Here is a 24,730-nt window from a genome sequence, read left to right on the forward strand (position 1 = left end):
TTTAATGTCACTCCTATTCTTTTGATTCTTCGATGACATGGTAAATCGCTTTTGCGACACCACTCTCTTCATTCGACGTTGTTACAAATGATGCGTTCGCTTTAAGTTCCGGTAAGGCGTTCGCCATTGCGACTGGATAACCGACTACTTCTAACATGGATTGGTCATTGAGGTTATCACCTACTGCCATGACCTCTTTCATATCAATCCCAAGTTGATCCGCAATTGTTCGAACTGCTAACCCTTTTTGGGCATCCACATGTGTAATTTCAATATTACCTTTTGCCGAAGAGGAAACAGCAAGGTTCCCACTTTTTTCTAGTCGCGCTTTAGCACGATTCACTTTATCAATATCTACATCATGCGCGAGCACTTTCATAATTAATTCTCCAGGGATATCTTCAACTTGATCATAATTATCGACCACTTTTAAAGAACCTACATCAATACGATGTTGAATGTGCGCGCGAATTTTTTCGACATTAGGTGTTTGTCCTGTTTGTTTAGCAATATCAAGATAAATCGCTAAATCTCGCTCAGGGTCTTCAGTATAAATACCTAAATTCGTATAAACTTGATAATAAATTAGTTCTTCAGATAGAACATCACGAATCCTTTGATACAATTCGTGATTCAACTTGGATGTATGCATAATATCAAAGCTTTCATCTCTAATTTCAGCGCCATTCAAACAAATATAAGGCACTTTCAAGCCAGTAGGTTGAATTGGATCATTTGCTTCATAAAAAGCACGTCCTGTCGCAATGACTACTGTAATGCCTTGTGACTGCGCATATTGAATCGCTTTTATATTTTCTTCTGAAACTTCATGTGCTGCATTAAGTAAAGTTCCATCCATATCGGTTGCGATTAATCTTATCATCTTTTTACCTCACTCTTTTTTCTAACTCTAAAACATATGATGAAACGTCTAACGTTATTTAAATAACCTTTGTTAAAAAATCATTCTTTAAATACTAACGATACGAAATTCATTCTAACAAAATTTCGTTCAATTGTAATTATGATTTGTTTGTGCGCTTCTTTTCTTCACGTAATCGCTTAAAAAATTGTTTCAATAACTGACCACATGAATAAGCTAGTACCTCTGTTACTAGCGTCACGCGATGATTCATGCGTGAATCTTGTACTAAGTTCATCAAACTACCACTACATCCTCCTTTAGGATCTTTAGCACCATAAACAACTGTGTCAATTCGACTCATCACAATCGTTCCCGAACACATCACACAAGGCTCTAATGTGACATATAACGTACATCCTTCTAAACGCCATGTTCCGAGTTTCTTTGCGGCACGCTCAATTGCAAGATGCTCTGCATGTGCCATTGGAAGTTGAGACGTTTCTCGTAAATTATACGCCGTTGAAATAATGACGTCGTCTTTAACTACCACTGCGCCTATAGGGACTTCCCCCAATTTTTCAGCTTCTCTTGCCGCTTCAATTGCGACAGACATATAAAATTCATGACTTCTCATACAGAAACACCCTAACATATGATAAAATTTGTAATACTGATGAATATAAAAATTGGAGATAAAAAATATGGATAAACCCTTTATAGCAATTGAAGGACCAATTGGTGTTGGCAAGTCATCGTTAGCACACAAGTTGAGTCAATCTTATCATTTTTATGAAGCAAAAGAAATTGTCGGTGAAAACCCATTTTTGTCAGACTTCTATGAAGATATTTCTAAGTGGAGTTTTCAAACTGAAATGTTTTTCTTATGTCACCGTTACAAAGATTATCAAGATTTAGGTACGAAACACCAAGGTATCGTGGCAGATTACCATATTTATAAGAATAAAATATTTGCGAAAAATACACTGTCACCACAAGAATTTGATAAGTTTTCTCGCATTTATACTATTTTAACGGAAGATTTAAAAATGCCAGATTATATTGTCTTTTTAGATGCGGACCTTTTCCGATTAAAAGAACGCATTAAAACAAGAAATCGCGATTTTGAAATACATATAGAAGATGATTATTTACTTAACCTTAAAGCCGACTATCTTGCATATTACGAATCACTCCGTGATAGCGGTCACCATGTTTTACGCATTGACACCACACATCTTGATTTTGTAAATAATCCGACAGATTACGAAACCATTTTAGCGCAAATTAATACATTAATTGGAGGACAAGCACTTGAATAACTATGGAATTCCCTCAAATGCAGTGATTACAATTGCAGGAACGGTAGGCGTTGGTAAATCATCACTCACACTAGCCATCGCTGACAAACTTAAATTTAAAACATCTTTTGAAAATGTAGATCACAATCCCTACTTAGATAAATTTTATGATGATTTCACACGTTGGAGTTTTCACCTTCAAATATACTTTTTAGCAGAACGTTTTAAAGAGCAAAAACGCATGTTTGAGTATGGAGGTGGTTTCATCCAAGATCGCTCTATTTACGAAGACGTAGATATTTTTGCCAAAATGCATGAAGAACAAGGTACGATGACACCTGAAGATTTTGAAACGTATTCAAATTTATTCGATGCAATGGTTATGACGCCTTACTTTCCTAAACCAGACGTCTTAATTTATCTCGAATCCGATTACAAAAGTGTAATTAACCGTATTCATGCACGTGGACGAGAAATGGAAATGAATACCGATCCTGAATATTGGAAGAAATTATTTGCGCGCTACGACGCTTGGATTAACCAATTCAATGCCTGTCCTGTCGTACGTGTTAATATTAAAGAATATGATTTGTATGAAGATCCCGATTCAATCGATGCAGTACTTGAAAAAGTAGGACATATTATTCAAACACATCGTCAAGTAGACCAAAGACAATAATTTCGAGATGAAAACCCATTGAAACATGGATAACGTGTTTCAATGGGTTGCTTTTAATAAAAATTTTGGAAGTGCAGTCACATCTTTTAAAACGATATCCGCATCATCAAACTTCGCTTGGTTCCCAAGACCTGTACGCACTCCGACAGTGTATCTCGCTTGCGCATTTTTACCTGTTTTCATATCATTATCTGTATCTCCAACGATAATCAAATGCTCCCCCTTTACACCTTGGTTCCATAGTGGTTCAAGTATACGAGGATCCGGTTTTTCAAAGTTATCACCATTTGTAGAAATGACACTATCGAATAGATGTTGTAGTTGCGTACGCTCAAAAAAATATTCCATTCCCGTGCGATTGTCACTCGTTAAAATCCCTAAGCGATAACCTGCTGATTTTAATTCTTTTAACGTAGCTATAACACCATCGATGAACTCCACTTCAGGTTCACGAGTATCAATAAGCGCTTGACTCTTTTGTTGCGTAAATCGTGTTGTATCCTGTTTTGCATACTGATTAAAGACTGCTATCATTTCATCAAGTGTTCCGGATGCCATAATACTTCCAGGCGTAAAGGCATCATTTACGATACCCAAATCCGCTTTCACTGCATTTCTATCATCAATATGAAAATAATCACATACCGCTTCAACGAGTTGAATGCCAATCTTCACCCAACTTTTGTCAAAATGAATTAACGTACCATCTTTATCAAACATAATCCAACTTTCATTCGTCATGTATTGCACCTCCCATAGATATTGATGACGATACGTGCTCTACTTGTTTATCGGTTCATTTAAATAAATTTGTTGAATCGTTTCTAAGCTTGTGACTTCCGATAAGTCAATAAAATAAGGCGCTTGCCATTTTTGTGTGCGCAAAGCGGTCGCATTTAAAGCCTTTTCCCAACAAGGATAAACTCTGAATGCCATCTTCCCTTTTGTATGATCCGAAGATAGTATACCCTTTTCTAGCAACAGAGATTTAGGGAAGACAAACTGACCGTTTTTCGCCCCCTCAATCACATTAATAATTATTTTATCTTGCGACTCATTGTATTTAAATGGCACATTTTTGTTTTCTTTATTTTTTTGCCAAACAGCAACAAAGTACCCTTGTTTTTTAGGCGTTTTCTTCGCTAACCTACTTTTAAATGCAATTCCGTTTAATACAAAATCAAACGCCTCATATGTTTCATTCCAATTTTCAATTTTAATATTACTTAAAGTACCCCATTGCATCTTCTCAATGATTGTTCGTAAATATTGTATAGAAATATAATCGTTCATCATCAATGTCCTTTAATTTTATTATTCAACCTAGTTACACGCAGCTTATATCGTTTTAAATATAGGGATTACCATATTGTCGGCAATAGCGATAATAACCTTGTTGAATCATATACATTTTTCGTTCGATATTCTCAGGTGTATCAAATTCAATTAATTTCAAAATATGTTCCATAAATTCAATAGGTGCCGTCCCATTAGCAGTGACGAGATGACCATCTCTTATCGCTTGTGCTTCTATAAAAAACGACGCGTTTTCATACTGATTAAAACCTTTCCATAATGACAAAGCATTACCGGTATGTTTATAATCGTTTAAAAAGCCGTTTTTCGCAAGATAATCTACTGCCCCACAAATAGCACCTATCGGAATTTTATTAGCAAATGCTTGCTTAATAAAGTGATATAGCATTTCATTTTCTACATTCCACGTATTTCCACCAATGAGTATTAATAAATCGTAAGTTTCATCAAATTGCCCGATTTCATAATCCACCGTAACTGCGAAATTCCCTATGGATGTCACCGTTTTATTTAATGAGATTGTTTTAATTTCCCAATCCTCACTTTGATTTAGCATAGACGAAAGATAGGCACTTTCCCAATCTGCAAATTGATCTAACAAAAGAAATAACGCTTTTTTCATTAGTGTAGCTCCTCCTCTATAGCATCCTTTTAAGCATTCTAGCTCATTTTATGAATAAAAAATCGACATATGAAAAAAGAAACATTTGTCAACAACTATATCCATGTCTTATTTCTTCGCATTTATAGTTTTAAACACATTGCCCTTTCTGGGTTTTCTAAGGGCAATATATGCACCTACACAAGCTAATACAATACCGACTATGAGAGAAAGGCGCATCTGAGACTCTCCCATCAACACACTTGCTAGACCTCCTATAGCTGGGAACGTCGCCACCATATAACCACTTTCGGCAGCACCTATACTTTTGATTAATTTTAAATAAAACAACCATGCAAGAAAAGAAGCAAACACTGATAAATATAGCAATCCTACCCAAAAGTTGAGTACTTGAGGTAATATGTAAATGTCCCCTCTCACTAGCGTAAAACAACTTAAAAATACTACTGCACCTAGCATGCCTACCGTATTCGCCAAAATAGGATTTACATTCTTTTTACTATTATGTAACGACAACACATCACCTATCGAAGTCATCACAGTACCTAAGATGGCTAACAAAATACCTTTCACAAATCCACCAGATAAATGATCTAACTCAGGATATAAAATAACGCCTACACTTATTATCCCCAATAGGCCGCCGATATAAATCCGTCGAGATATTTTACTTTTAAATGCAACGCTGATAAATATAGGCGTTAATACTGCTTTCAATGAAAAAATCAAAGTTACAATGGCGGCCGTACTGTAAAATGTTCCATAATACAAAAGAAGATAACTGATTGTGAAATTACAAAGTCCAAAACCGAGTACGGTCAAAACGTTAAACTCTTTAAAACTTATTTTTTTAAACAACTTGTCAGTAAAACCGCAAATAAAATTAAAGCAATGATCGAGCGATATAACAGAGCCACTTCCAAAGAGACATGCGTTCCTTGGATTTTAACTGCTATAAAGTTCAACCCCCAAACCAACATACAAAACACATACATAACATAATTCATTACAAGCTATCCCCACTTTCCCCTCATTAGTTAGCACTTTTTAATTTAACGATTACTAGCTCTACGAAGAAACACATTACGCACATCGCTTTTCTACACTGTTTATCCCTTTCTTCGAGCACTGCTTCATTATATCGTAGCTCTTTCATATTATATTTTATTACAATAACTAAATTATAATAAGCAATTAACGTCAAATACTCTTATACTCCAATATTGCTAATACGTAACGACGGCGCATTTATTAGAATATCACTACTATTGATCCTCACTATCACTTGTAACGCTACTTACTTTTTCAAAGTCAAAAACAAAGTAAATTATTAATTTTAGCTTTTTGCAATAACATTGAAAAAAATTAGATGTGATGCGTTGTAAATCCGTTGTATTTCTACGAATAATATGCAATAATTTAAAAAATAAAAATTAAGAATGAGGTACAGTAATTGATAGATTATAGAGATTATTCAGAGGAATATAAAGTGTTTATGATTAGTATTGGGGCTTTAGACTGGTATAAAATACGCAAAAGCGTTGTAAAAACTATTGAAAAACTTACAAAACCTAACTTACCTGATCACTATAGTTATACATTTGTAGACGTTAATGAGGTAACAGTATTGTTAATTAAAACGCATTCACAGTTTATCCCAGACTTAATTAGAGCGCTTTGTAAAAAGAACATAGCTGTATATGAAGTTAAGCATGTTGAAGATAAAACAGCATGGTTCGATTAATATATTGATGTTGGTGTCGGAAATTGCATGTAAAGGTTTACTCGAATGTCAATAGCACCAATCGCATATTTAACTCTGCACTCGTGAACAAAAGGGTAAAACAGTAACCGAATTTGGCACTGTTTTACCCTCTCTTTTTGATAAACATAACTTTTTAGTATCTTGGTACGACTACTCTCCAACAGGAGGTTATATTTTCATAAATTATCGTCGTTTTATAACCATTGATATTACAGCGTTTTTATAGTTATATACTTCCTATTACTTCACATCACTTTATAAATAACGTATTCAAATACGTATTCACTGCCTGCATGTGTGAGATTACATATATTATTCTTTATCAAGAAATTTATTTCACAAAAATATATAATACATATACAAAAACTCAGCCCTACATCTTATGATGCAGGGCCTACAAACATATAGTTTATTTCCTTAATAACAATAATAAGGTAAAGTTTAGTAATTAGCAAGTGCTTCGCTAAAAAAATTATATACTGACTTAAATCGTTCATCATATATATGTTTATTCTTTCGAGCATACTCCATGAAATCATTGAGCTCATTAATTCTACGCTCTCTCATATTTTTATTCACAACTATTTTATCGTAAACATAAAGCATCGCTAAAATATCATGTATATTATAATTTGTAAGTCTTTTATCCAAAATTTGTTTACGAATACCTAAACTTTTCGCATATTCCGTAATTAATACACTTTTATTATTGCCAATAATTTGGTTTTTCAAAGCGATATTATTTAATATAGGAGTATTATGAGCAGCTTTATTTCTGATATTTTTTACAAATCGTACCGTTTTACTCAATTCTTTAAACTCGTCTATTTTATACGTATTATAGTAAAATTCAATGAACCAACATAAGTCACCAAATTGTATATGCTCAATTAAAAACCATATAGGTGTATTTTGTTCATACTTTTCATAATCTAACTTTCTATATGTGTCATAGCTTAAATATTTCATCATTTTTTTATATGGATTTTTTATTTTTGACATCTGTCTCACATAATCAAAAAAACATTTCACAACCTTGTAACCATCTTCATTTTCTAAATTTGTAATTGACCTCATAATATTTAATTTGATTGAGTGCTCAATGTCTAAACAAAATTTTATTATGATATAACGTAACCTCATATCTAAACTTGCTAAATCTACTAAATTTTTAAAATCAACCTCTTGATATCTTTCAACTAACTGATTCTGATGTCTAACTCTTTGTTTTGGATAGTTATCCACATAACTATTGAGCTTGTAATAATAATTTTTAAATTCTAATATTCTCATAGCTTTGGTTTCATTAATATACGTAAATTTTACACCTTTAAACTTCATATAAAGTATAAGAGATTTGTATGACAATGACATTATATAACCTTACCTTTTTTAGGATATTACACATATTATACATTAAAACTTACAAAATAGTGTTAGATACTTCTAATATTTTTAAACGCCACGTTATTTTCACTTTTTGGAACTCCGTTCTTTATCCTTAAAAGCTTGTGAGGTCATGTTTCATGACCTCCAACGTCTTCGGAAATCTTTGTACCAAAACAATAAGTTAACATTTCCCATTAGAGTATTGTTATATAAAGTAGAATTGTATTATTGTAATCTTGCAAAATCCAAAAATTGATTCTGCAAATGTGCTAATTTGTTTCATCAGATAAAAAATGAATTGATAAAGATTTTTGACTATTCTGTTTTTGTATACCTCGGAATAAATCATTTCTCTCTTTTCTTCCTGTCCCTCGTTTTGGCATCTCTAACTAGATTACTACCATAAAATACATTTCTAATTAACAACAGTTAGGAATAATATTCTGACACTTAGGCAAAACCGGTTAACTTAATGACGATTTTTATTAAAATGCTACTAAAGTGAGGGGATAACATGGATGATATTCTAGAAGATTTAAGTAAAGCCAAATGGAACTTTATTACTCTTGCTATTTCAATTTTTTCATATCTTTATTTGTCTAATATTTCAGATAAATTTGTTGCAAGATTTGGTAGCAAAGTTCATGTTAGTAATCTTTTGGTGGATGGATATATAAGCTCTACTATGCAGGTTTTAGCGCTTCTATTTACAACAATTGTTCTTTTTTGCTTAACAATATTTATTGCTTGGAGACTTTTGTCTATAACATCAATAATTCAAATGATTGTTTCAATAATTTTTATTTGTCTTACTTTTTCTTTAGGGGCTGTACCTTTTTTTGGAACTTTTTTGTTATTAATAATTGTCGGAGTACTAGTAATATTTTTGGCCAACAATATTTGAAAGCTACCCATAATGGTAGCTTTTTTCAGTTCCTTTTACTCCTGACATTAATATATTTCTCACTCTTCTAACGGAATATCTTCTATAAATGTTGGCGTTGCTATACTTACATCTAACTTCTCTGTAAACAAACTATGATACTTCCCTAACATATCTCGCGCCTTTAAACGGTCACTTGGCTTAATAGGTACTTCTACCAGCTCAACGTGTTCATTGTAAACAAGGTTTAAGCGTCCAGTATCTGGATTGCGTTCAAATGTACCTTTCTTCACTACAACCTCTTTCGTTTCAGTCTCATCACCTATTGCTGCATTCGTTAACAGATGGAACAGCTCTTTGGCAGTTAAGATGCTATCGTCCATCACTTTATCTTGTTGGCTTTTGATATATTCATCGACCTTTTCATTACGCAACAATCTACTTCCCGTCACATGTGCCGAATTTGGCGCATATCCTGCCATTATAGCACTTTGTGTTATATTTAATGTCTTAATATACTCATTGACAAAACGGACTTGTCTAGACGTTAATTCACTCATTCTATCACCTCCATCATTTTATCTAATAACTTAGCAAACCATTGTCTAACTGATTCTGCGGGACACTCTAATACTTGACTAACATCTTTGTAACTACGCCCATGCAATAAGGCATCAAATATATAGAATTCTTTATCCGTAGCTACTTGGTCAACTATCATTGCTAAGTGATTTTTTAGAATATGATCATCTACATTATCTGTGGCTATCCATTCGTTTGTGTAGGTATAACCAATATTAAAGAAGTCATCTGTGAATGCGTCGTCATGAATTTGTTCGTAATAGTGAAATATAAAGTCTTTTATTTGCTGCTTATCCATTATCACACCACTTTTAAATACTCTTTCCGATGATATTTATTCGCACGTTAGACTTCGTGTCCAATTCTCCAACGAAAAATGGATAAGCTATGTCAAAAACATAATTTCAAGAAGATAAAGATACACAGCTTTAGACATACACATTGCTCACTCTTGTTTGAAGTTGGCTTGTCTATTCAAGAAGTGCAAGATAGATTGGGTCATGGTAATATAGGGACAACTATGGATATCTACGCTCACATTACAGAGAAACAACGTGATCAAATTGCTGAAAAGTTTGCGAAATACATCAATTTTTAGCATTAACGTATTCAAAACGTATTCAGTCAAGAAATTCAAACAAAACAAAAAAGCTAGAAACCTTTTTAAAACGGGGTTTCTAGCTCATCAGACATAACTTTTTAGTATCTTGGTACGACTACTCTCCAACCATATGGATCTTCTAATTTACCACTTTGGATACCTGTATAATGATCATAAAGCTTTTGTGTAATTGGACCAGTTTGATTGTTATTGATGCTTATTTTTTCATCTTTAAACTGTAACTCACCCACTGGTGATATAACAGCTGCCGTACCTGTACCGAACACCTCTTGAAGGCGACCTTCTTTATGGTATTGATAGAGTTCATCAATAGCGACACGACGCTCTTCTGTTTCATATCCTAATGATTTTGCAAGTTCCAATACCGTTTTACGTGTAATACCTGGAAGAATACTGCCGTTTAATTCAGGTGTAACTACTTTGTTATCGATAACGAAAAAGATATTCATACTTCCCACTTCTTCGATATATTTTTGTTCTACACCGTCTAACCAAAGGACTTGGTCAAAGCCTTCTGCATTCGCATTAGATTGGGCAAGTAAACTTGCCGCGTAGTTGCCTGACACCTTCGCATAACCTACACCACCGCGTACTGCACGTACATATTCATCTTCAACATAAATTTTTGTAGGTCTTAATGAATCGCCGCCATAATATGAACCTGATGGAGATAAAATAATTAATAAACGGTATTCATGTGAAGGATGTACGCCTAAACCTTCTTGTGTCGCATAAACGAAAGGACGTATGTATAACGATTGTCCTTCTCCTTCAGGAACCCAATCGCGCTCAACATCAATCAATTGTTTCAGACCTTCCAATAATAATGCTTCATCAATTTCTGGCATTTTCAAACGTGATAATGACATATTAATTCGCTTAAAGTTTTCCTCTGGTCTAAATAAAACCACTTCATCACCGTGCTTATATGCTTTTAGCCCTTCAAATACCGATTGACCGTAGTGAATGACTTGTGCTGCCGGAGCAAGTTCTATAGGACCGTAAGGAATAATCTGTAAATCGTGCCATCCCTTATCGATTGAATACTCAAAGCTAAGCATATAGTCTGTAAATACTTTACCGAAAGTTAATTTGGACTGATCTGGCTTTTCTTTAAGTTGTTCTCTTTGTTGAAATTGAATCTTATCTGACATGATTATTCCTCCTATTTAGATGTAATATATGCATTATATCAATGTGTATATTACAATTCAATGTATTTTCTGAAAATTAAAATTAATCTAACTTTCAGAAAACCCTTTCGCATTATTGCTTTAAATACAACACGCCGGACTCTCTAAATATTATACAAACTTTAGAAAAAATATGAAAATCATTAGAGACACAGTCATAAAAATGCCAAAAACAACATCCCATTAAGCGCAGTTCAATCCAGACAGCTACTGTGCTTTTTATATTCAACGCTCTATCTATGATGCGGGACAGAAATCTATTTGATTTCGTTGTCCCGCCCCCACAAGGCTGACTAGGATTGAATAAGCTATTAAGCGCGATTCAATCCAGACAGCTACTGTGCTCTTTGTATTCAACGCTCTATCTATGATGCGAGACAGAAATCTATTTGATTTCGTTGTCCCGCCCCCACAAGGCTGACTAGGATTGAATAAGCTATTAAGCGCGATTCAATCCAGACAGCTACTGTGCTCTTTGTATTCAACGCTCTATCTATGATGCGGGACAGAAATCTATTTGATTTCGTTGTCCCGCCCCCACAAGGCTGACTAGGATTGAATAAGCTATTAAGCGCGATTCAATCCAGACAGCTACTGTGCTCTTTATATTCAACGTCTATCTATGATGCGGGACAGAAATCTATTGATTTCGTCGTCCCGCCCCCACAAGGCTGACTAGGATTGAATAAGCTAACTAGCGCAGTTCAATCCAGACAGCTACTGTGCTTTTTAGTTTTATATGTTAAATTATGCTTTATGTGTTTCTTTATCTTTAATCGCTTCAAGCATACGAGTTGTCATCGCTTTGAGGTCGTATTTAGGGTTGAAGCCCCACTCTCCTCTAGCACAGCTTGTATCAATGCTATCTGGCCAACTTTCTGCGATACCTTGACGTACAGGATCCACGTCGTAGTCTAATTTAAAGTTTGGCATATGTTCTTGAATTGCTGCTTTAACCATTTCTGGTTCGATGCTCATTGCACTTAAGTTATATGCATTTCGGTTAATTAACTTGCCACTATCCGCTTCCATTAATTGGATAATTGCTTCAATCGCATCATCCATAAACATCATATCCATATAAGTATCTTTAGCAATATAGCTCGTGTACTTACCTTCACGTACAGCTTTGAAATAGATATCTACGGCATAATCTGTTGTCCCGCCGCCTGGTTCTTTGACGTATGAAATTAAGCCTGGGAAACGTACGCTACGTGTATCTACACCAAATTTTGTGAAGTAGTAATCACATAATAGTTCCCCGGATACTTTATTAACACCATACATCGTATTCGGACGCTGAATCGTTACTTGTGGTGTATTCTTTTTTGGTGTATTAGGGCCAAATGCACCGATAGAACTTGGCGTGAAAAATTGTAAGTTGTGCTTACGTGCAACTTCTAATGCATTAACAAGGCCACCCATGTTTAAATGCCAAGCTAAAAGTGGTTTTTGCTCCGCTGTTGCTGATAAAAGTGCTGCCATATGCATCAATGTATCTGGTTGGAACTGCTCGACTAATTGTTCCATTTTATCTGCATCAGTCACATCTAAAATTTCAAATGGTCCTTGAGCTACAATAGAGCCTACTTCTGGTTCACGTATATCTGTAGCTAATACATTTTCATTACCATAAATTTCGCGACATTTTGCAACAAGTTCTGTACCAATTTGACCTAAAGCTCCAGTAATAAAGATCTTTTTCATAAATATTCATTCTCCTAACTGTCTTTTCGAGACGGACATACGTCTTTGAATTACACTCATTTCCTCAATTTACAGAACAATTATATCATTTAAGCGCTTACTTGTACATCTTGAAAAAACAAAGAAAGGAGCATCAAGCCCCTTTCCTCGAGAACTGAACGCCAGTATCTCTAGAACAGAATTTTAAAAAGCATGCGTACGTTTCGACAATCGTGTCGCGCTTTTCAAATTCTATGTGCTTTTACCCCAATCTTGTATCGCTTCATTTATTCAAATTATTCGATGACGTTAAGTTCTTTTCCTACACGCTCATACACTTCTAAAGCTTGGTCTAACATTTCTTTAGTGTGCGCTGCAGTAGGCATGTTTCTTACACGTCCTGTACCGCGTGGAACTGTTGGGAATACGATCGATTTAACGTATACACCTTCATCCATTAAACGTTTACTAAATTCTTGCGTTTTCTTTTCATCACCAATAATTACTGGTGTAATTGGTGTTTCAGATTCACCGATATTAAAGCCTAAGTTTTTCAAACCGTCTTTTAGATAATTCGCATTATCCCATAATTGATCATGCAATTCTGTAGAAGCCATTAATTTTTTCACAGCTTCAGTAATCGCTTTTGTATCTCCAGGCGCTAAAGATGTAGAGAATAAGAACGGACGAGATTGTGCTTTCAACCAGTCGATTAATTGTTGCGAACCTGCTACATAGCCACCAACAACACCGATGGCTTTTGATAATGTACCGATTTGGAAATCCACTTTATCTTGTAAGCCGAAATGTTTAACTGTTCCTGCACCTTTACCCATAACGCCTGAACCGTGAGCATCATCAACATAAATCATGATACCTAGAGGTTCACAGATTTCTACGATTTCTGGTAATTTCGCCACGTCACCGTCCATACTGAAAACACCGTCAGTAATATACATGACTTTGTTGTATTGACCTGATTCAACAGCTTCTTTTGCTTTTTGACGTAAATCATCCATGTCAGAGTGGTTAACGCGAATAATTTTAGCTTTCGATAAGCGACAACCGTCGATAATCGAAGCGTGGTTAAGTTCGTCTGATAAAATCGCATCATTCTTGTTCATTACAGCGGAAATTGCAGCCATATTACAATTAAAACCTGATTGATATGCAATAGCGGCTTCCGTACCTTTAAATTCTGCTAATGTTTGCTCGAGTTCATCATGTAAATCTAAAGTACCATTAATTGAACGCACTGCACCTGCACCCACACCGTGTGAGTCAATCGCATTTTTCGCCGCAGTTTTAAGATCTTCATCTGTCGCTAATCCTAAGTAGTTGTTTGAAGACAAGTTGATATACGTTTTACCTTTAATTGCAATTTCAGGACCATTAGCGCCTTCGATTGAATCAATTTCGTTATATAGGCCATTGTCTTTAAGATAGTTAATATTTTCTTCTAAAAAGTCATTTAACTTTTGAACCATATTCTTTCCCCTTTCAACTATAAATCATCTTAATCATAACGCATTTTGTACAAACTTCAAAGCATGTGTATAATATAAAAATAAGTATTTAGTGAAGGAGTGATCACATTGACCGATTGGTTCCAACTTGCGCGTGAGAAAGAGGCTCAAATGATTGAAACACGACGCTATTTACACCAATATCCTGAAGTTTCATTTTTTGAAAAACATACGCATGCATTTATTGTCCAACGTCTTGAAAAACTCGACTTTGAAATTAAGGCGCCAGTTGGACAAAATGGTATCATCGCTAAAATATCAGGACGCGACGATGGGCCAACCATTGCGTTACGTGCTGATTTTGACGCCCTTCCGATTGAAGATTTAAAAGATGTGCCTTATCGTTCAAAAGTGCCAGGTGTTATGCATGCATGTGGACATGATGGCCATACCGCAACATTACTTACCGTGGCCGAACTGTTACATGAACATCAATCTAAACTAAAAGGGACTGTTGTCTTATTATTTCAATATGGTGAAGAAGTCACACCCGGTGGTGCACAAGAAATGATTGCTGATAATGCACTAATGGGCGTTGATAAAGTTTATGGTAATCATTTATGGAGTGGTTATCCTACAGGAACGATTCATACAAGACCAGGCCCGATGATGGCACAGCCAGATGAATTCAGCATTGTCATTCACGGTAAAGGCGGTCATGGCGCAAAACCGCATGAAACAATTGACCCTGTCGTGATTTTGGCAGAATTTATTTTGAGTACGCAAAAAATTGTTTCGCGTACGATTGATCCAGTAAAACAAGCTGTTATTTCATTCGGGAAAGTTCAAGCAGGTGAAGCAGATAATGTAATTCCAGATTATGCCATTTGTCGTGGGACAGTCCGAACGTTTGAACCTGAAGTTCAAAATCATATTTATCATAAAATGGATAAATTGCTCCAAGGGCTAGCTTTAGCAAACGATATGACGTACGAATTTGATTATATTAAAGGCTATCTTCCTGTTTATAATCATGCTGCTTCAGCAGATATTGTTAAACAAGCCGCAAATCGTCTTAACTTTAGATATCAAGATTCTGATTTAATGATGGTAGGTGAAGATTTCTCATTTTATCTTAAAGCACGTCCAGGCGCATTTTTCTTCACAGGATGTGGAAGTCCTCAGAAAAATAGCGAATGGCCACATCACAGCCCTCATTTTGATATCGATGAATCTGCCATGAAATATACCGTAAGCACGTTTATGCAAATTTTAGAAATTGAAAATGTCATATCCTAATTCACCTTTTTAGAATGACAACAAGACTATAAACTACTACAGTAAATTTTCAAAATTGAATAGCTTCTAAATATATGGGGGAGCGGTTGTCTCGCCCCTTTCCTAGATGTTAAAGCGCAAAAAAAGAGTTGGCATAATGCCAACTCTTTTTTTATCTATAAAGATAAATTGAATTATTTTTCGATTTCAGTTACAACGCCTGATCCTACAGTACGTCCACCTTCACGGATAGAGAAACGTGTACCGTCTTCGATAGCGATTGGAGAAATTAACTCAACGTCCATTTCTACGTTATCGCCAGGCATAACCATTTCAGTACCTTCTGGTAAGTGAACAACGCCAGTTACGTCAGTAGTACGGAAATAGAATTGTGGGCGGTAGTTAGAGAAGAATGGAGTGTGACGACCACCTTCGTCTTTTGATAATACGTAAACTTCAGCTTTAAATTTTGTGTGTGGTGTGATTGAACCAGGAGCAGCTAATACTTGACCACGTTGTACGTCTTCACGAGCAACACCACGTAATAAAGCACCGATGTTGTCACCAGCTTCAGCGTAGTCTAATAACTTACGGAACATTTCTACACCAGTAACAGTTGTTTTAGAAGATTCTTCAGTTAAACCGATGATTTCAACTTCTTCACCAACTTTGATTTGACCACGTTCAACACGGCCAGTAGCAACTGTACCACGACCTGTGATTGAGAATACGTCCTCAACAGGCATCATGAATGGTTTGTCAGAATCACGTTCTGGAGTTGGGATGTACTCATCTACAGCTTCCATTAATTCTAAGATTTTAGCTTCATAGTCAGCGTCGCCTTCTAAAGCTTTTAATGCAGAACCAGCGATTACAGGAATGTCATCACCTGGGAAGTCGTATTCAGATAATAAGTCACGAACTTCCATTTCAACTAATTCTAATAATTCTTCATCGTCAACCATGTCAACTTTGTTTAAGAATACAACTAATGCTGGTACACCAACGTTACGTGATAAAAGGATGTGTTCACGAGTTTGTGGCATTGGACCATCAGCAGCTGATACTACTAAGATACCGCCGTCCATTTGAGCCGCACCAGTGATCATGTTTTTAACATAGTCAGCGTGTCCTGGGCAGTCAACGTGAGCATAGTGACGTTTTTCAGTTTGGTACTCGATGTGAGCAGTGTTGATTGTGATACCACGCTCTTTTTCTTCTGGAGCGTTGTCAATCATGTCGTATGATTGTGCAACTGTGTCACCGTGTTTCGCTAATACTGTAGCGATAGCAGCTGTTAAAGTAGTTTTACCATGGTCAACGTGACCGATAGTACCAATATTGGCATGTTCTTTTGAGCGATCGAATTTTTCTTTTGCCATTATGAAATCTCTCCTCTTCAAATTAAGAATTAATATTTTAAATATCTCTCATGAAAGTTACTCACCTTCATGAGATAGATAATCTTTATTACCTTTATAAATCATTTTACCGAAAAAATCAATTTTAAAAGAAGGTAAAGGGATGATAACGCCCCATTAGACAGTTATCTCATAGACGGGTTGGGTAATCTATTATTCACCTTTGTTCTTTTTAATGATTTCTTCTGAAATTGATTTAGGTACTTCTGCATAGTGATCAAAGTACATTGTGTAAGTACCGCGACCTTGCGTGTTAGAACGTAATGAAGTTGCGTAACCGAACATTTCTGAAAGTGGTACGAATGCGTTAACAACTTGTGCGTTACCACGTGGTTCCATACCGTCTACACGGCCACGACGTGCTGTAACGTCACCCATGATGTCACCCATGTACTCTTCTGGCATTTCGATTGTTACTTTCATCATTGGTTCTAAGATAACTGGATCACATTTTTTAGCAGCTTCTTTAAGTGCTAATGATGCAGCAATTTTGAAGGCCATTTCAGATGAATCGACATCGTGGTATGAACCGTCAAATAATTTCGCTTTTACATCGATTAATGGGTAACCAGCTAAGACACCATTTTCCATAGCGTCTTTAAGACCTTGCTCAACTGATGGAATGTATTCACGTGGAACTACACCACCAACGATAGCGTTTTCGAATTCGAAACCAGCACCTGTTTCGTTAGGTGTGAATTCGATGTGAACGTCACCGTATTGACCACGACCACCAGATTGACGAGAGAATTTACCTTGAACAGCAGCCGCTGATTTGAACGTCTCACGGTAAGATACCATTGGCGCACCAACGTTTGCTTCTACGTTAAATTCTTTTTTCATACGGTCAACAATGATGTCAAGGTGAAGTTCACCCATACCACCGATGATAACTTGACCAGTTTCTTCGTCTGTGTGCGCTTTGAATGTTGGGTCTTCTTCTTGAAGTTTCACAAGCGCTTGAGTCATTTTGTCTTGGTCTGCTTTAGATTTTGGTTCTACTGATAAGTGGATAACTGGCTCTGGGAATTCCATTGACTCAAGAATGATGTCATTTTTCTCGCCACAAAGCGTATCACCTGTACCAGTATCTTTAAGACCAACAGCAGCTGCGATATCACCAGAATATACAGTGCTGATTTCTTCACGAGAGTTCGCGTGCATTTGTAGGATACGACCTACACGTTCACGTTTACCTTTCGTTGAGTTTTTAACATAAGAACCTGAAGTTAATGTACCTGAGTACACACGGAAGAATGTTAATTTACCAACATAAGGGTCAGTCATAACTTTAAACGCTAATGCTGCGAATTCAGCACTGTCGTCCGCTTTCGCGATAACTTCTGCTTCAGGATCGTCTGCACGATGACCTACGATTGGTTTAACATCAAGTGGTGATGGTAAGTAATCGATTACGGCATCTAACATTAATTGAACACCTTTGTTCTTAAATGCAGTACCACATAATACTGGGTAGAATTCAACATCAGTAGTAGCTTGACGGATTGCGTCTTTAAGCTCTTCTACAGAAATTTCTTCTCCACCTAAATATTTTTCCATTAAGTCATCGTTTGTTTCAGCTACAGCTTCGATTAATGCTTCACGCGCTTCTTCAGCACGGTCTTGCATATCTTCAGGAATATCAGTTTCCTCGATATCTGTACCTAAGTCATTGTTGTATTTGAAACATTTCATTGTTACTAAGTCAATGATTGCTTGGAATTCATCTTCAGCACCAATTGGTAATTGGATTGGAGCTGCGTTTGCTTGTAAACGGTCATGTAAAGTGCTTACAGCGTAATCGAAGTTTGCACCCATTTTATCCATTTTGTTTACGAATACAATACGTGGAACACCGTATGTTGTTGCTTGACGCCAAACTGTTTCAGTTTGAGGTTCAACACCTGATTGTGCATCAAGTACTGTTACCGCACCATCAAGTACACGTAAAGAACGTTCTACTTCTACTGTGAAGTCTACGTGTCCTGGTGTATCGATGATGTTTACACGGTGATCGTTCCATGCAGCTGTAGTCGCAGCTGATGTGATTGTAATACCACGGTCTTGCTCTTGCTCCATCCAGTCCATTTGTGAAGCACCTTCATGTGTTTCACCAATTTTGTGGATACGTCCAGTGTAATAAAGAATACGTTCAGTAGTAGTCGTTTTACCAGCATCAATGTGCGCCATGATACCGATATTACGCGTGTTCTTCAAAGAAAAGTCTCTTCCCATGGGTATTCTTTCTCCTTCCAGAATAATAGGATAAATATGATTAGATATAGCTTTACCCTAAGCAAAGTCATGACAAACGTTCAATATGCGATAAGCACGTTGCACGTTGACGATGTCTTTAAAGCTCAGGGAGTAGGCATCTATCTTACCAACGGTAGTGAGCGAATGCTTTGTTCGCTTCAGCCATTTTGTGCGTGTCTTCACGTTTCTTAACGGCACCACCAGTGTTGTTAGCAGCGTCTAAGATTTCGTTAGCTAAACGCTCTTCCATAGTTTTTTCACCACGAAGACGCGCATAGTTTACTAACCAACGTAAACCTAAAGTAGTACGACGCTCTGGACGAACTTCTACAGGTACTTGGTAGTTAGAACCCCCTACACGGCGAGCTTTAACTTCAAGTACTGGCATAATGTTGTTGATAGCTTCATCGAAAACTTCCATCGCATCGCGACCTGAACGTTCTTGAACTAAGTCGAATGCAGAATAAAGAATACGTTGAGCTGTTCCACGTTTACCGTCTAACATAATCTTGTTGATTAATTTTGTCACTAACTTAGAGTTGTGAATTGGATCCGGTAACACGTCTCTTTTAGGTACTGATCCTTTACGAGGCATAATACAAGTCCTCCCTTCCTATTATAGTTTATTTATTCTCTATCAGTCATAATCACTGATGAATTTTTACATTATCTTAACCTTATTTTTTAGGTTTTTTCGTTCCGTATAATGAACGACCTTGCATACGACCGTCAACACCTGAAGTATCTAACGCACCACGTACGATATGGTAACGTACACCAGGTAAGTCTTTTACACGTCCACCACGTACAAGTACAACACTGTGTTCTTGTAAGTTGTGTCCGATACCAGGGATGTATGCGTTGATTTCGATGTTGTTTGATAAACGCACACGTGCATATTTACGTAACGCTGAGTTAGGTTTTTTAGGTGTCATAGTCCCAACACGTGTACACACACCACGTTTTTGTGGAGAGTTTAACTTCGTGAATTGTTTCTTTTGACTGTTGAAACCTCTGTTTAAAGCAGGTGAGTCAGATTTCTTTGACTTGCTTTGTCTTGGTTTACGTACTAATTGGTTAATAGTAGGCATTATGTGTCCTCCTCTCTCAATTTTTAATCCCACACATCCAGGTGGTTCATTTTTGGGTTAAATAAAATTTAGTAAGCTTTATATACTTACTAATCTCATTTCAACAAAGCAACCACAGTTGCCTTTACATTGATACCAATATATTCTCCTAAAGCCTTTTGGCTCTCGTAAAACGTAATTGGTACGTTATTTTGATTGGCAAAGCTTAACACGCGAGCTAAGAGATGCACATTAACATCTTCGCCGATGATCAATTGTGATACGTTATGATTCTTTAACGCTTTAAGCGTCTGTTTCAAACCAACAACGTAGGTATGTTTGTTTAAGCGTGTGACTTTTTCATTAGACATTTGCATATCCTCCAAAGTACTGCTTGCATCAACCTTTTCTATATTATCATTTCAATACTGTTACGTCAACATTTTTTAAGTGATAAAACAAAAAAGTAAAGGCGCAGCAAGTGATGACTTCACTGCGCCTTTTATGCTATCGATTATTCTGTCACAAAGTGCTCTTGCGTATCGATAGTTGCTTTTTCTTTTTCAATATCTACTTGGCTATAACGTTTCATACCTGTACCAGCTGGGATCAGCTTACCGATAATAACGTTCTCTTTAAGGCCAAGTAAGTCATCACGTTTACCTTTGATGGCAGCGTCTGTAAGTACACGTGTTGTTTCTTGGAAGGAAGCTGCTGATAAGAAACTTTCTGTTTCAAGTGATGCTTTAGTGATACCTAAAAGCACTGGTTTTGCCGTTGCTGGGCGTTTACGTTCTTTAAATGCTTCGCGGTTAGCGTCTGTAAAGTGGTGAATATCCACAAGAGAACCTGGTAATAATTTCGTATCACCAGCTTCGATAATACGCACTTTACGTAACATTTGACGAACCATAACCTCAACGTGTTTATCGTCGATTTCTACCCCTTGCATACGGTATACTTTTTGAACTTCTTTGAGCAAGTATGCTTCTGTCGCTGTAAGACCAGCAACAGCTAAGAAGTTTTTCGGTTCGATTGAACCTTCCGTTAATACTTCACCACGTTCTACGGCTTGTCCAATTTCGACTTTAAGACGAGATGTACCAGGTGCAAGGTATGAACGTGTTTCATTCGCGCCTTTAACAACAATTTCTTGTTGTCTGTCTTTACCAATTGTAATGTTGTCAATCGTACCTTCGATTTCTGTAATCACGGCTTGACCTTTAGGATTACGTGCTTCAAAAATCTCTTGGATACGCGGTAAACCTTGTGTGATGTCGCTACCAGCTACCCCACCTGTGTGGAATGTACGCATCGTTAACTGCGTACCTGGTTCACCGATAGATTGCGCAGCGATTGTTCCGACTGCTTCACCTACTTCGACTTTCTCACCTGTCGCTAAGTTTTTACCATAACATTTTTCACATACACCATGGCGCGTATTACATGTGAATGCAGAGCGGATATACATTTCTTCGATACCAGCATCTGTAATTTCTTTAGCAATATCTGGTGTAATTAATTCGTCTGGACGTATGATGACTTCATCTGTTTCTGGGTGACGAATTGTTTCTTTAGCGTAACGTCCTTCAATACGCTCAATAAACGGTTCAATCATTTCAGTACCTTCTTTAATGTCTGAAACAAGTAAACCACGGTCAGTACCACAGTCTTCTTCTCGAACAATAACATCTTGTGCCACGTCAACAAGACGACGAGTAAGGTAACCTGAGTCCGCTGTTTTAAGGGCTGTATCGGCAAGACCTTTACGCGCACCGTGTGTAGAAATAAAGTATTCTAATACGGTTAAACCTTCACGGAATGATGATGTGATTGGGAGCTCGATGATTTTACCAGATGGGGCAGCCATTAATCCACGCATACCTGCCAACTGTGTAAAGTTAGATGCGTTACCACGGGCACCAGAGTCACTCATCATAAAGATTGGGTTTGTTTTTTCAAGTGATTGCATTAACTCTTCTTGAATTTGATCTTTGGCGTTTGTCCAAATCTCAATAACAGCGTTGTAACGCTCTTCTTCAGTTAATAAACCACGGTTGAATTGTTTTTGTACACGTTCAACGAGTTTTTCTGATTCATCAAGAATTTCTTTCTTGTCTGGTAACACGACGATGTCAGCTACACCAACTGTAATACCTGCTTTTGAAGAGTACTTGAATCCTAAGTCTTTCATTAAGTCAAGCATCATTGATGTATCAGTAATGCTGAAGCGATTGAACACTTCTGCAATGATGTTACCTAAGAATTTTTTGTTGAATGGTGGTACAAGTTCCGTTTTTTCAAAGTATTCAGCTAAGCCGCCCTCACCAAGTTCAGAAGCATCGACAAAGTATTTATCTGGTGTGTTCTTTTCAAGGTTTGTAGCAGATGGTTCATTGATGTATGCAAATGAATCCGGAATAATTTCATTGAAAATCACTTTACCTACTGAAGTCGTTAAAATCTTACGGTTTTGCGCTTCAGTAAATGTTGGGTTATTGAATGAAGCTGCTTGTACCCCAATACGTGTATGAAGGTGAACATAACCGTTCGCATAAGCTTTAATTACTTCATTCGCATTGTTAAATAATAAACCTGTGTTAACCGCATCTTTACGTTCTAAAGTGAGGTAATAGTTACCTAATACCATATCCTGAGATGGTGTAACAACTGGTTTACCATCTTTCGGGTTCAAGATGTTTTGTGCAGCCAACATTAACATGCGGGCTTCGGCTTGCGCTTCTTTTGATAAAGGTACGTGAACCGCCATTTGGTCACCGTCAAAATCCGCGTTGTATGCTGTTGTAACAAGCGGGTGAAGACGAATCGCACGACCTTCAACCAATGTTGGTTCAAAGGCTTGGATACCTAATCTGTGAAGCGTTGGTGCACGGTTAAGTAGCACTGGGTGTTCTGTAATAACATCTTCTAAAACATCCCAAACTTCATCTTCTGTACGTTCAATTTTGCTCTTCGCATTTTTGATGTTTGTAGCAATTTCACGTTGTACAAGTTCTTTCATTACGAAAGGTTTGAAAAGTTCTAACGCCATTTCTTTAGGTAAACCACATTGATACATTTTCAAGTTTGGTCCTACTGCAATAACTGAACGTCCTGAGTAGTCTACACGTTTACCAAGTAAGTTTTGACGGAAACGTCCTTGTTTCCCTTTTAACATATGTGACAATGATTTTAATGGACGGTTACCTGGACCAGTCACTGGGCGACCACGACGGCCGTTATCAATTAATGCATCTACTGCTTCTTGTAACATACGTTTTTCGTTTTGGACAATGATGCCAGGCGCACCAAGATCTAATAAACGTTTCAAACGATTGTTACGGTTGATAACACGACGGTATAAGTCGTTTAAGTCACTTGTCGCAAAACGTCCACCATCTAATTGCACCATTGGACGAATTTCTGGTGGAATAATTGGAAGTACATCTAAAATCATCCATGCAGGATTGTTGCCTGAATTACGGAACGATTCAACAACTTCTAAACGTTTAATCGCACGTGTTAAACGTTGGCCTGTCGCTGATTCTAGCTCATCGCGCAACATTTTCAACTCTTCGTCTAAGTTGATTTCTTCTAATAAATCTTTAATCCCTTCGGCACCCATTTTCGCAACGAATTGACCAGGGAATTTATCGTAATACTCACGGAATTCAGCTTCAGAGAGTAACGTTTTCTTGTCTAAACCAGTTGGGCCTGGATCTACTACGACGTATGAAGCGAAATAGATGACTTCTTCTAACGCACGTGGAGACATATCCAATAATAAGCCCATGCGGCTAGGAATACCTTTAAAATACCAAATGTGTGATACAGGCGCTGCAAGTTCAATGTGACCCATGCGTTCACGGCGTACTTTTGATTTTGTAACTTCAACACCACAACGGTCACAAATCATCCCTTTATAACGTACACGCTTGTACTTACCACAACTACATTCCCAGTCTTTAGTCGGTCCAAAAATACGTTCACAGAACAGACCGTCTTTTTCTGGTTTTAAAGTACGATAGTTAATTGTTTCTGGCTTTTTAACCTCACCGTATGACCAAGAACGGATTTTTTCAGGTGAAGCGAGTCCTATTTTCATGTAATGGAATTTATTTACATCAATCAAGGAGCCTACCTCCTTTATTTTAATTAGCTGTGCTAGTTGATTGATCCTTAAAACAATGGCAGATGTGCATATGCGTTAGGAAAGTAGCGCCTAAGCGGCATAGAAATCGTCTTGAAAAACGTGCTTATCACGTACACGCTTTCCAAGCTACGTCTCTTTGCCAATATGAAATCGATTTTCTACTTCCTAGCACATTGCATACGATT

General features: G+C 36.9%; 23 protein-coding genes and 1 pseudogene. 6 read left to right on the plus strand and 18 right to left on the minus strand.

The genetic code is table 11. The features are described from left to right. Positions 1–13: 13 nt before the first annotated feature. Together LN051_RS10130 and tadA are read right to left on the minus strand one after the other, a co-directional pair. The gene (locus LN051_RS10130; protein ID WP_229292406.1) at positions 14–883 is read right to left on the minus strand and encodes a Cof-type HAD-IIB family hydrolase; all 870 of its coding nucleotides are present in this window, start codon (positions 881–883) and stop codon (positions 14–16) included. 139 nt (positions 884–1,022) lie between these two features. Beyond that, positions 1,023–1,499, minus strand: coding sequence for a tRNA adenosine(34) deaminase TadA (tadA, locus tag LN051_RS10135; RefSeq protein ID WP_229292407.1), 477 nt, complete (start codon positions 1,497–1,499; stop codon positions 1,023–1,025). A gap of 67 nt (positions 1,500–1,566) precedes the next feature. Between tadA and LN051_RS10140 the strand changes: the two genes are divergently transcribed. Both LN051_RS10140 and LN051_RS10145 read left to right on the plus strand, forming a co-directional pair. Next, positions 1,567–2,184: a deoxynucleoside kinase gene (locus tag LN051_RS10140; protein ID WP_229292408.1), complete on the plus strand. Its 618-nt coding sequence runs from the start codon at positions 1,567–1,569 to the stop codon at positions 2,182–2,184. Then, entirely contained in the window at positions 2,177–2,842 is a 666-nt protein-coding gene (locus LN051_RS10145; protein WP_229292409.1) for a deoxynucleoside kinase, read from the plus strand. The genes LN051_RS10140 and LN051_RS10145 overlap by 8 nt, the downstream gene beginning before the upstream one ends. Positions 2,843–2,881: 39 nt before the next feature. Here the strand turns inward: LN051_RS10145 and LN051_RS10150 are convergent, their stop codons facing one another. The 4 genes from LN051_RS10150 to LN051_RS10165 all read right to left on the minus strand — a co-directional run bounded on the left by LN051_RS10150 (position 2,882) and on the right by LN051_RS10165 (position 5,639). Further along, on the minus strand, positions 2,882–3,583 hold the full coding sequence (locus tag LN051_RS10150) for an HAD family hydrolase (RefSeq protein ID WP_229292410.1): 702 nt from the start codon (positions 3,581–3,583) through the stop codon (positions 2,882–2,884). Positions 3,584–3,622: 39 nt separating this feature from the next. Further along, positions 3,623–4,138 (minus strand): MepB family protein, encoded by a 516-nt coding sequence (locus LN051_RS10155; RefSeq protein WP_229292411.1) that lies wholly within the window; start codon positions 4,136–4,138, stop codon positions 3,623–3,625. 52 nt (positions 4,139–4,190) lie between these two features. After that, positions 4,191–4,781 (minus strand): type 1 glutamine amidotransferase family protein, encoded by a 591-nt coding sequence (locus tag LN051_RS10160; protein WP_229292412.1) that lies wholly within the window; start codon positions 4,779–4,781, stop codon positions 4,191–4,193. A gap of 108 nt (positions 4,782–4,889) precedes the next feature. Continuing rightward, positions 4,890–5,639, minus strand: coding sequence for a DMT family transporter (locus LN051_RS10165; RefSeq protein ID WP_420853976.1), 750 nt, complete (start codon positions 5,637–5,639; stop codon positions 4,890–4,892). 595 nt (positions 5,640–6,234) lie between these two features. Between LN051_RS10165 and LN051_RS10170 the strand changes: the two genes are divergently transcribed. Beyond that, the gene (locus LN051_RS10170) at positions 6,235–6,525 is read left to right on the plus strand and encodes a hypothetical protein (protein WP_229292413.1); all 291 of its coding nucleotides are present in this window, start codon (positions 6,235–6,237) and stop codon (positions 6,523–6,525) included. 462 nt (positions 6,526–6,987) lie between these two features. On the opposite strand, the gene LN051_RS10175 is transcribed toward LN051_RS10170, so the two are convergent. Then, a complete protein-coding gene (locus LN051_RS10175) occupies positions 6,988–7,887 on the minus strand; it encodes an Abi family protein (protein WP_229292414.1) in 900 nt (299 codons plus the stop codon). Between the two features lie 562 nt (positions 7,888–8,449). Here LN051_RS10175 and LN051_RS10180 point away from each other — a divergent pair. Beyond that, on the plus strand, positions 8,450–8,839 hold the full coding sequence (locus LN051_RS10180; RefSeq protein WP_229292415.1) for a hypothetical protein: 390 nt from the start codon (positions 8,450–8,452) through the stop codon (positions 8,837–8,839). A 59-nt stretch (positions 8,840–8,898) separates the two neighbouring features. Here the strand turns inward: LN051_RS10180 and LN051_RS10185 are convergent, their stop codons facing one another. Continuing rightward, the gene (locus LN051_RS10185) at positions 8,899–9,378 is read right to left on the minus strand and encodes a terminase small subunit (protein ID WP_229292416.1); all 480 of its coding nucleotides are present in this window, start codon (positions 9,376–9,378) and stop codon (positions 8,899–8,901) included. After that, on the minus strand, positions 9,375–9,698 hold the full coding sequence (locus LN051_RS10190; RefSeq protein WP_229292417.1) for a pathogenicity island protein: 324 nt from the start codon (positions 9,696–9,698) through the stop codon (positions 9,375–9,377). The genes LN051_RS10185 and LN051_RS10190 overlap by 4 nt, the downstream gene beginning before the upstream one ends. 90 nt (positions 9,699–9,788) lie before the next feature. On the opposite strand from LN051_RS10190, the pseudogene LN051_RS10195 reads away from it, so the two are divergent. Continuing rightward, a pseudogene (locus LN051_RS10195) lies at positions 9,789–9,998 on the plus strand (tyrosine-type recombinase/integrase); the annotation flags it as partial. 101 nt (positions 9,999–10,099) lie between these two features. Here the strand turns inward: LN051_RS10195 and LN051_RS10200 are convergent. The 3 genes from LN051_RS10200 to LN051_RS10210 all read right to left on the minus strand — a co-directional run bounded on the left by LN051_RS10200 (position 10,100) and on the right by LN051_RS10210 (position 14,388). Then, complete coding sequence (locus LN051_RS10200) at positions 10,100–11,176, minus strand: branched-chain amino acid aminotransferase (RefSeq protein ID WP_229292418.1); 1,077 nt, start codon at positions 11,174–11,176, stop codon at positions 10,100–10,102. Between the two features lie 786 nt (positions 11,177–11,962). Continuing rightward, positions 11,963–12,922 carry an L-threonine 3-dehydrogenase gene (locus tag LN051_RS10205; protein ID WP_229292419.1) on the minus strand — a complete coding sequence of 320 codons (960 nt, stop codon included), beginning with the start codon at positions 12,920–12,922 and terminating at the stop codon, positions 11,963–11,965. A gap of 275 nt (positions 12,923–13,197) precedes the next feature. After that, the gene (locus LN051_RS10210; RefSeq protein ID WP_229292420.1) at positions 13,198–14,388 is read right to left on the minus strand and encodes a glycine C-acetyltransferase; all 1,191 of its coding nucleotides are present in this window, start codon (positions 14,386–14,388) and stop codon (positions 13,198–13,200) included. Positions 14,389–14,496: 108 nt separating this feature from the next. Between LN051_RS10210 and LN051_RS10215 the strand changes: the two genes are divergently transcribed. After that, positions 14,497–15,666, plus strand: a complete 1,170-nt coding sequence (locus LN051_RS10215; RefSeq protein WP_229292421.1) for an amidohydrolase — start codon at positions 14,497–14,499, stop codon at positions 15,664–15,666. Positions 15,667–15,839: 173 nt separating this feature from the next. Here LN051_RS10215 and tuf read toward each other — a convergent pair whose 3' ends face one another. The 6 genes from tuf to rpoC form a co-directional block, all read right to left on the minus strand. Next, entirely contained in the window at positions 15,840–17,027 is a 1,188-nt protein-coding gene (tuf, locus tag LN051_RS10220) for an elongation factor Tu (RefSeq protein ID WP_229292422.1), read from the minus strand. Positions 17,028–17,219: 192 nt separating this feature from the next. Further along, a complete protein-coding gene (gene fusA / locus LN051_RS10225) occupies positions 17,220–19,301 on the minus strand; it encodes an elongation factor G (protein WP_229292423.1) in 2,082 nt (693 codons plus the stop codon). Between the two features lie 145 nt (positions 19,302–19,446). Continuing rightward, positions 19,447–19,917, minus strand: coding sequence for a 30S ribosomal protein S7 (gene rpsG / locus LN051_RS10230; RefSeq protein WP_014614746.1), 471 nt, complete (start codon positions 19,915–19,917; stop codon positions 19,447–19,449). A gap of 82 nt (positions 19,918–19,999) precedes the next feature. Then, positions 20,000–20,413, minus strand: a complete 414-nt coding sequence (gene rpsL / locus LN051_RS10235; protein WP_229292424.1) for a 30S ribosomal protein S12 — start codon at positions 20,411–20,413, stop codon at positions 20,000–20,002. Between the two features lie 95 nt (positions 20,414–20,508). Next, positions 20,509–20,763, minus strand: a complete 255-nt coding sequence (locus LN051_RS10240; RefSeq protein WP_229292425.1) for a ribosomal L7Ae/L30e/S12e/Gadd45 family protein — start codon at positions 20,761–20,763, stop codon at positions 20,509–20,511. Between the two features lie 143 nt (positions 20,764–20,906). Next, positions 20,907–24,524 carry a DNA-directed RNA polymerase subunit beta' gene (gene rpoC, locus LN051_RS10245; RefSeq protein ID WP_338061513.1) on the minus strand — a complete coding sequence of 1,206 codons (3,618 nt, stop codon included), beginning with the start codon at positions 24,522–24,524 and terminating at the stop codon, positions 20,907–20,909. Between the last annotated feature and the right edge of the window lie 206 nt (positions 24,525–24,730).

The sequence above is a fragment of the Staphylococcus ratti genome, assembly GCF_020883535.1.
In the GTDB taxonomy this organism is placed as follows: domain Bacteria; phylum Bacillota; class Bacilli; order Staphylococcales; family Staphylococcaceae; genus Staphylococcus; species Staphylococcus ratti.

Excerpts from the sequence above, each read along its gene's own strand:
- LN051_RS10130 (WP_229292406.1), bottom strand. The coding sequence starts at position 883 with ATGATAAGATTAATCGCAACCGATATGGATGGAACTTTACTTAATGCA.
- tadA (WP_229292407.1), bottom strand. The coding sequence starts at position 1,499 with ATGAGAAGTCATGAATTTTATATGTCTGTCGCAATTGAAGCGGCAAGA.
- LN051_RS10140 (WP_229292408.1), top strand. The coding sequence starts at position 1,567 with ATGGATAAACCCTTTATAGCAATTGAAGGACCAATTGGTGTTGGCAAG.
- LN051_RS10150 (WP_229292410.1), bottom strand. The coding sequence starts at position 3,583 with ATGACGAATGAAAGTTGGATTATGTTTGATAAAGATGGTACGTTAATT.
- LN051_RS10155 (WP_229292411.1), bottom strand. The coding sequence starts at position 4,138 with ATGATGAACGATTATATTTCTATACAATATTTACGAACAATCATTGAG.
- LN051_RS10160 (WP_229292412.1), bottom strand. The coding sequence starts at position 4,781 with ATGAAAAAAGCGTTATTTCTTTTGTTAGATCAATTTGCAGATTGGGAA.
- LN051_RS10175 (WP_229292414.1), bottom strand. The coding sequence starts at position 7,887 with ATGAAGTTTAAAGGTGTAAAATTTACGTATATTAATGAAACCAAAGCT.
- LN051_RS10180 (WP_229292415.1), top strand. The coding sequence starts at position 8,450 with ATGGATGATATTCTAGAAGATTTAAGTAAAGCCAAATGGAACTTTATT.
- LN051_RS10185 (WP_229292416.1), bottom strand. The coding sequence starts at position 9,378 with ATGAGTGAATTAACGTCTAGACAAGTCCGTTTTGTCAATGAGTATATT.
- LN051_RS10190 (WP_229292417.1), bottom strand. The coding sequence starts at position 9,698 with ATGGATAAGCAGCAAATAAAAGACTTTATATTTCACTATTACGAACAA.
- LN051_RS10200 (WP_229292418.1), bottom strand. The coding sequence starts at position 11,176 with ATGTCAGATAAGATTCAATTTCAACAAAGAGAACAACTTAAAGAAAAG.
- LN051_RS10205 (WP_229292419.1), bottom strand. The coding sequence starts at position 12,922 with ATGAAAAAGATCTTTATTACTGGAGCTTTAGGTCAAATTGGTACAGAA.
- LN051_RS10210 (WP_229292420.1), bottom strand. The coding sequence starts at position 14,388 with ATGGTTCAAAAGTTAAATGACTTTTTAGAAGAAAATATTAACTATCTT.
- tuf (WP_229292422.1), bottom strand. The coding sequence starts at position 17,027 with ATGGCAAAAGAAAAATTCGATCGCTCAAAAGAACATGCCAATATTGGT.
- fusA (WP_229292423.1), bottom strand. The coding sequence starts at position 19,301 with ATGGGAAGAGACTTTTCTTTGAAGAACACGCGTAATATCGGTATCATG.
- rpsG (WP_014614746.1), bottom strand. The coding sequence starts at position 19,917 with ATGCCTCGTAAAGGATCAGTACCTAAAAGAGACGTGTTACCGGATCCA.
- rpsL (WP_229292424.1), bottom strand. The coding sequence starts at position 20,413 with ATGCCTACTATTAACCAATTAGTACGTAAACCAAGACAAAGCAAGTCA.
- LN051_RS10240 (WP_229292425.1), bottom strand. The coding sequence starts at position 20,763 with ATGTCTAATGAAAAAGTCACACGCTTAAACAAACATACCTACGTTGTT.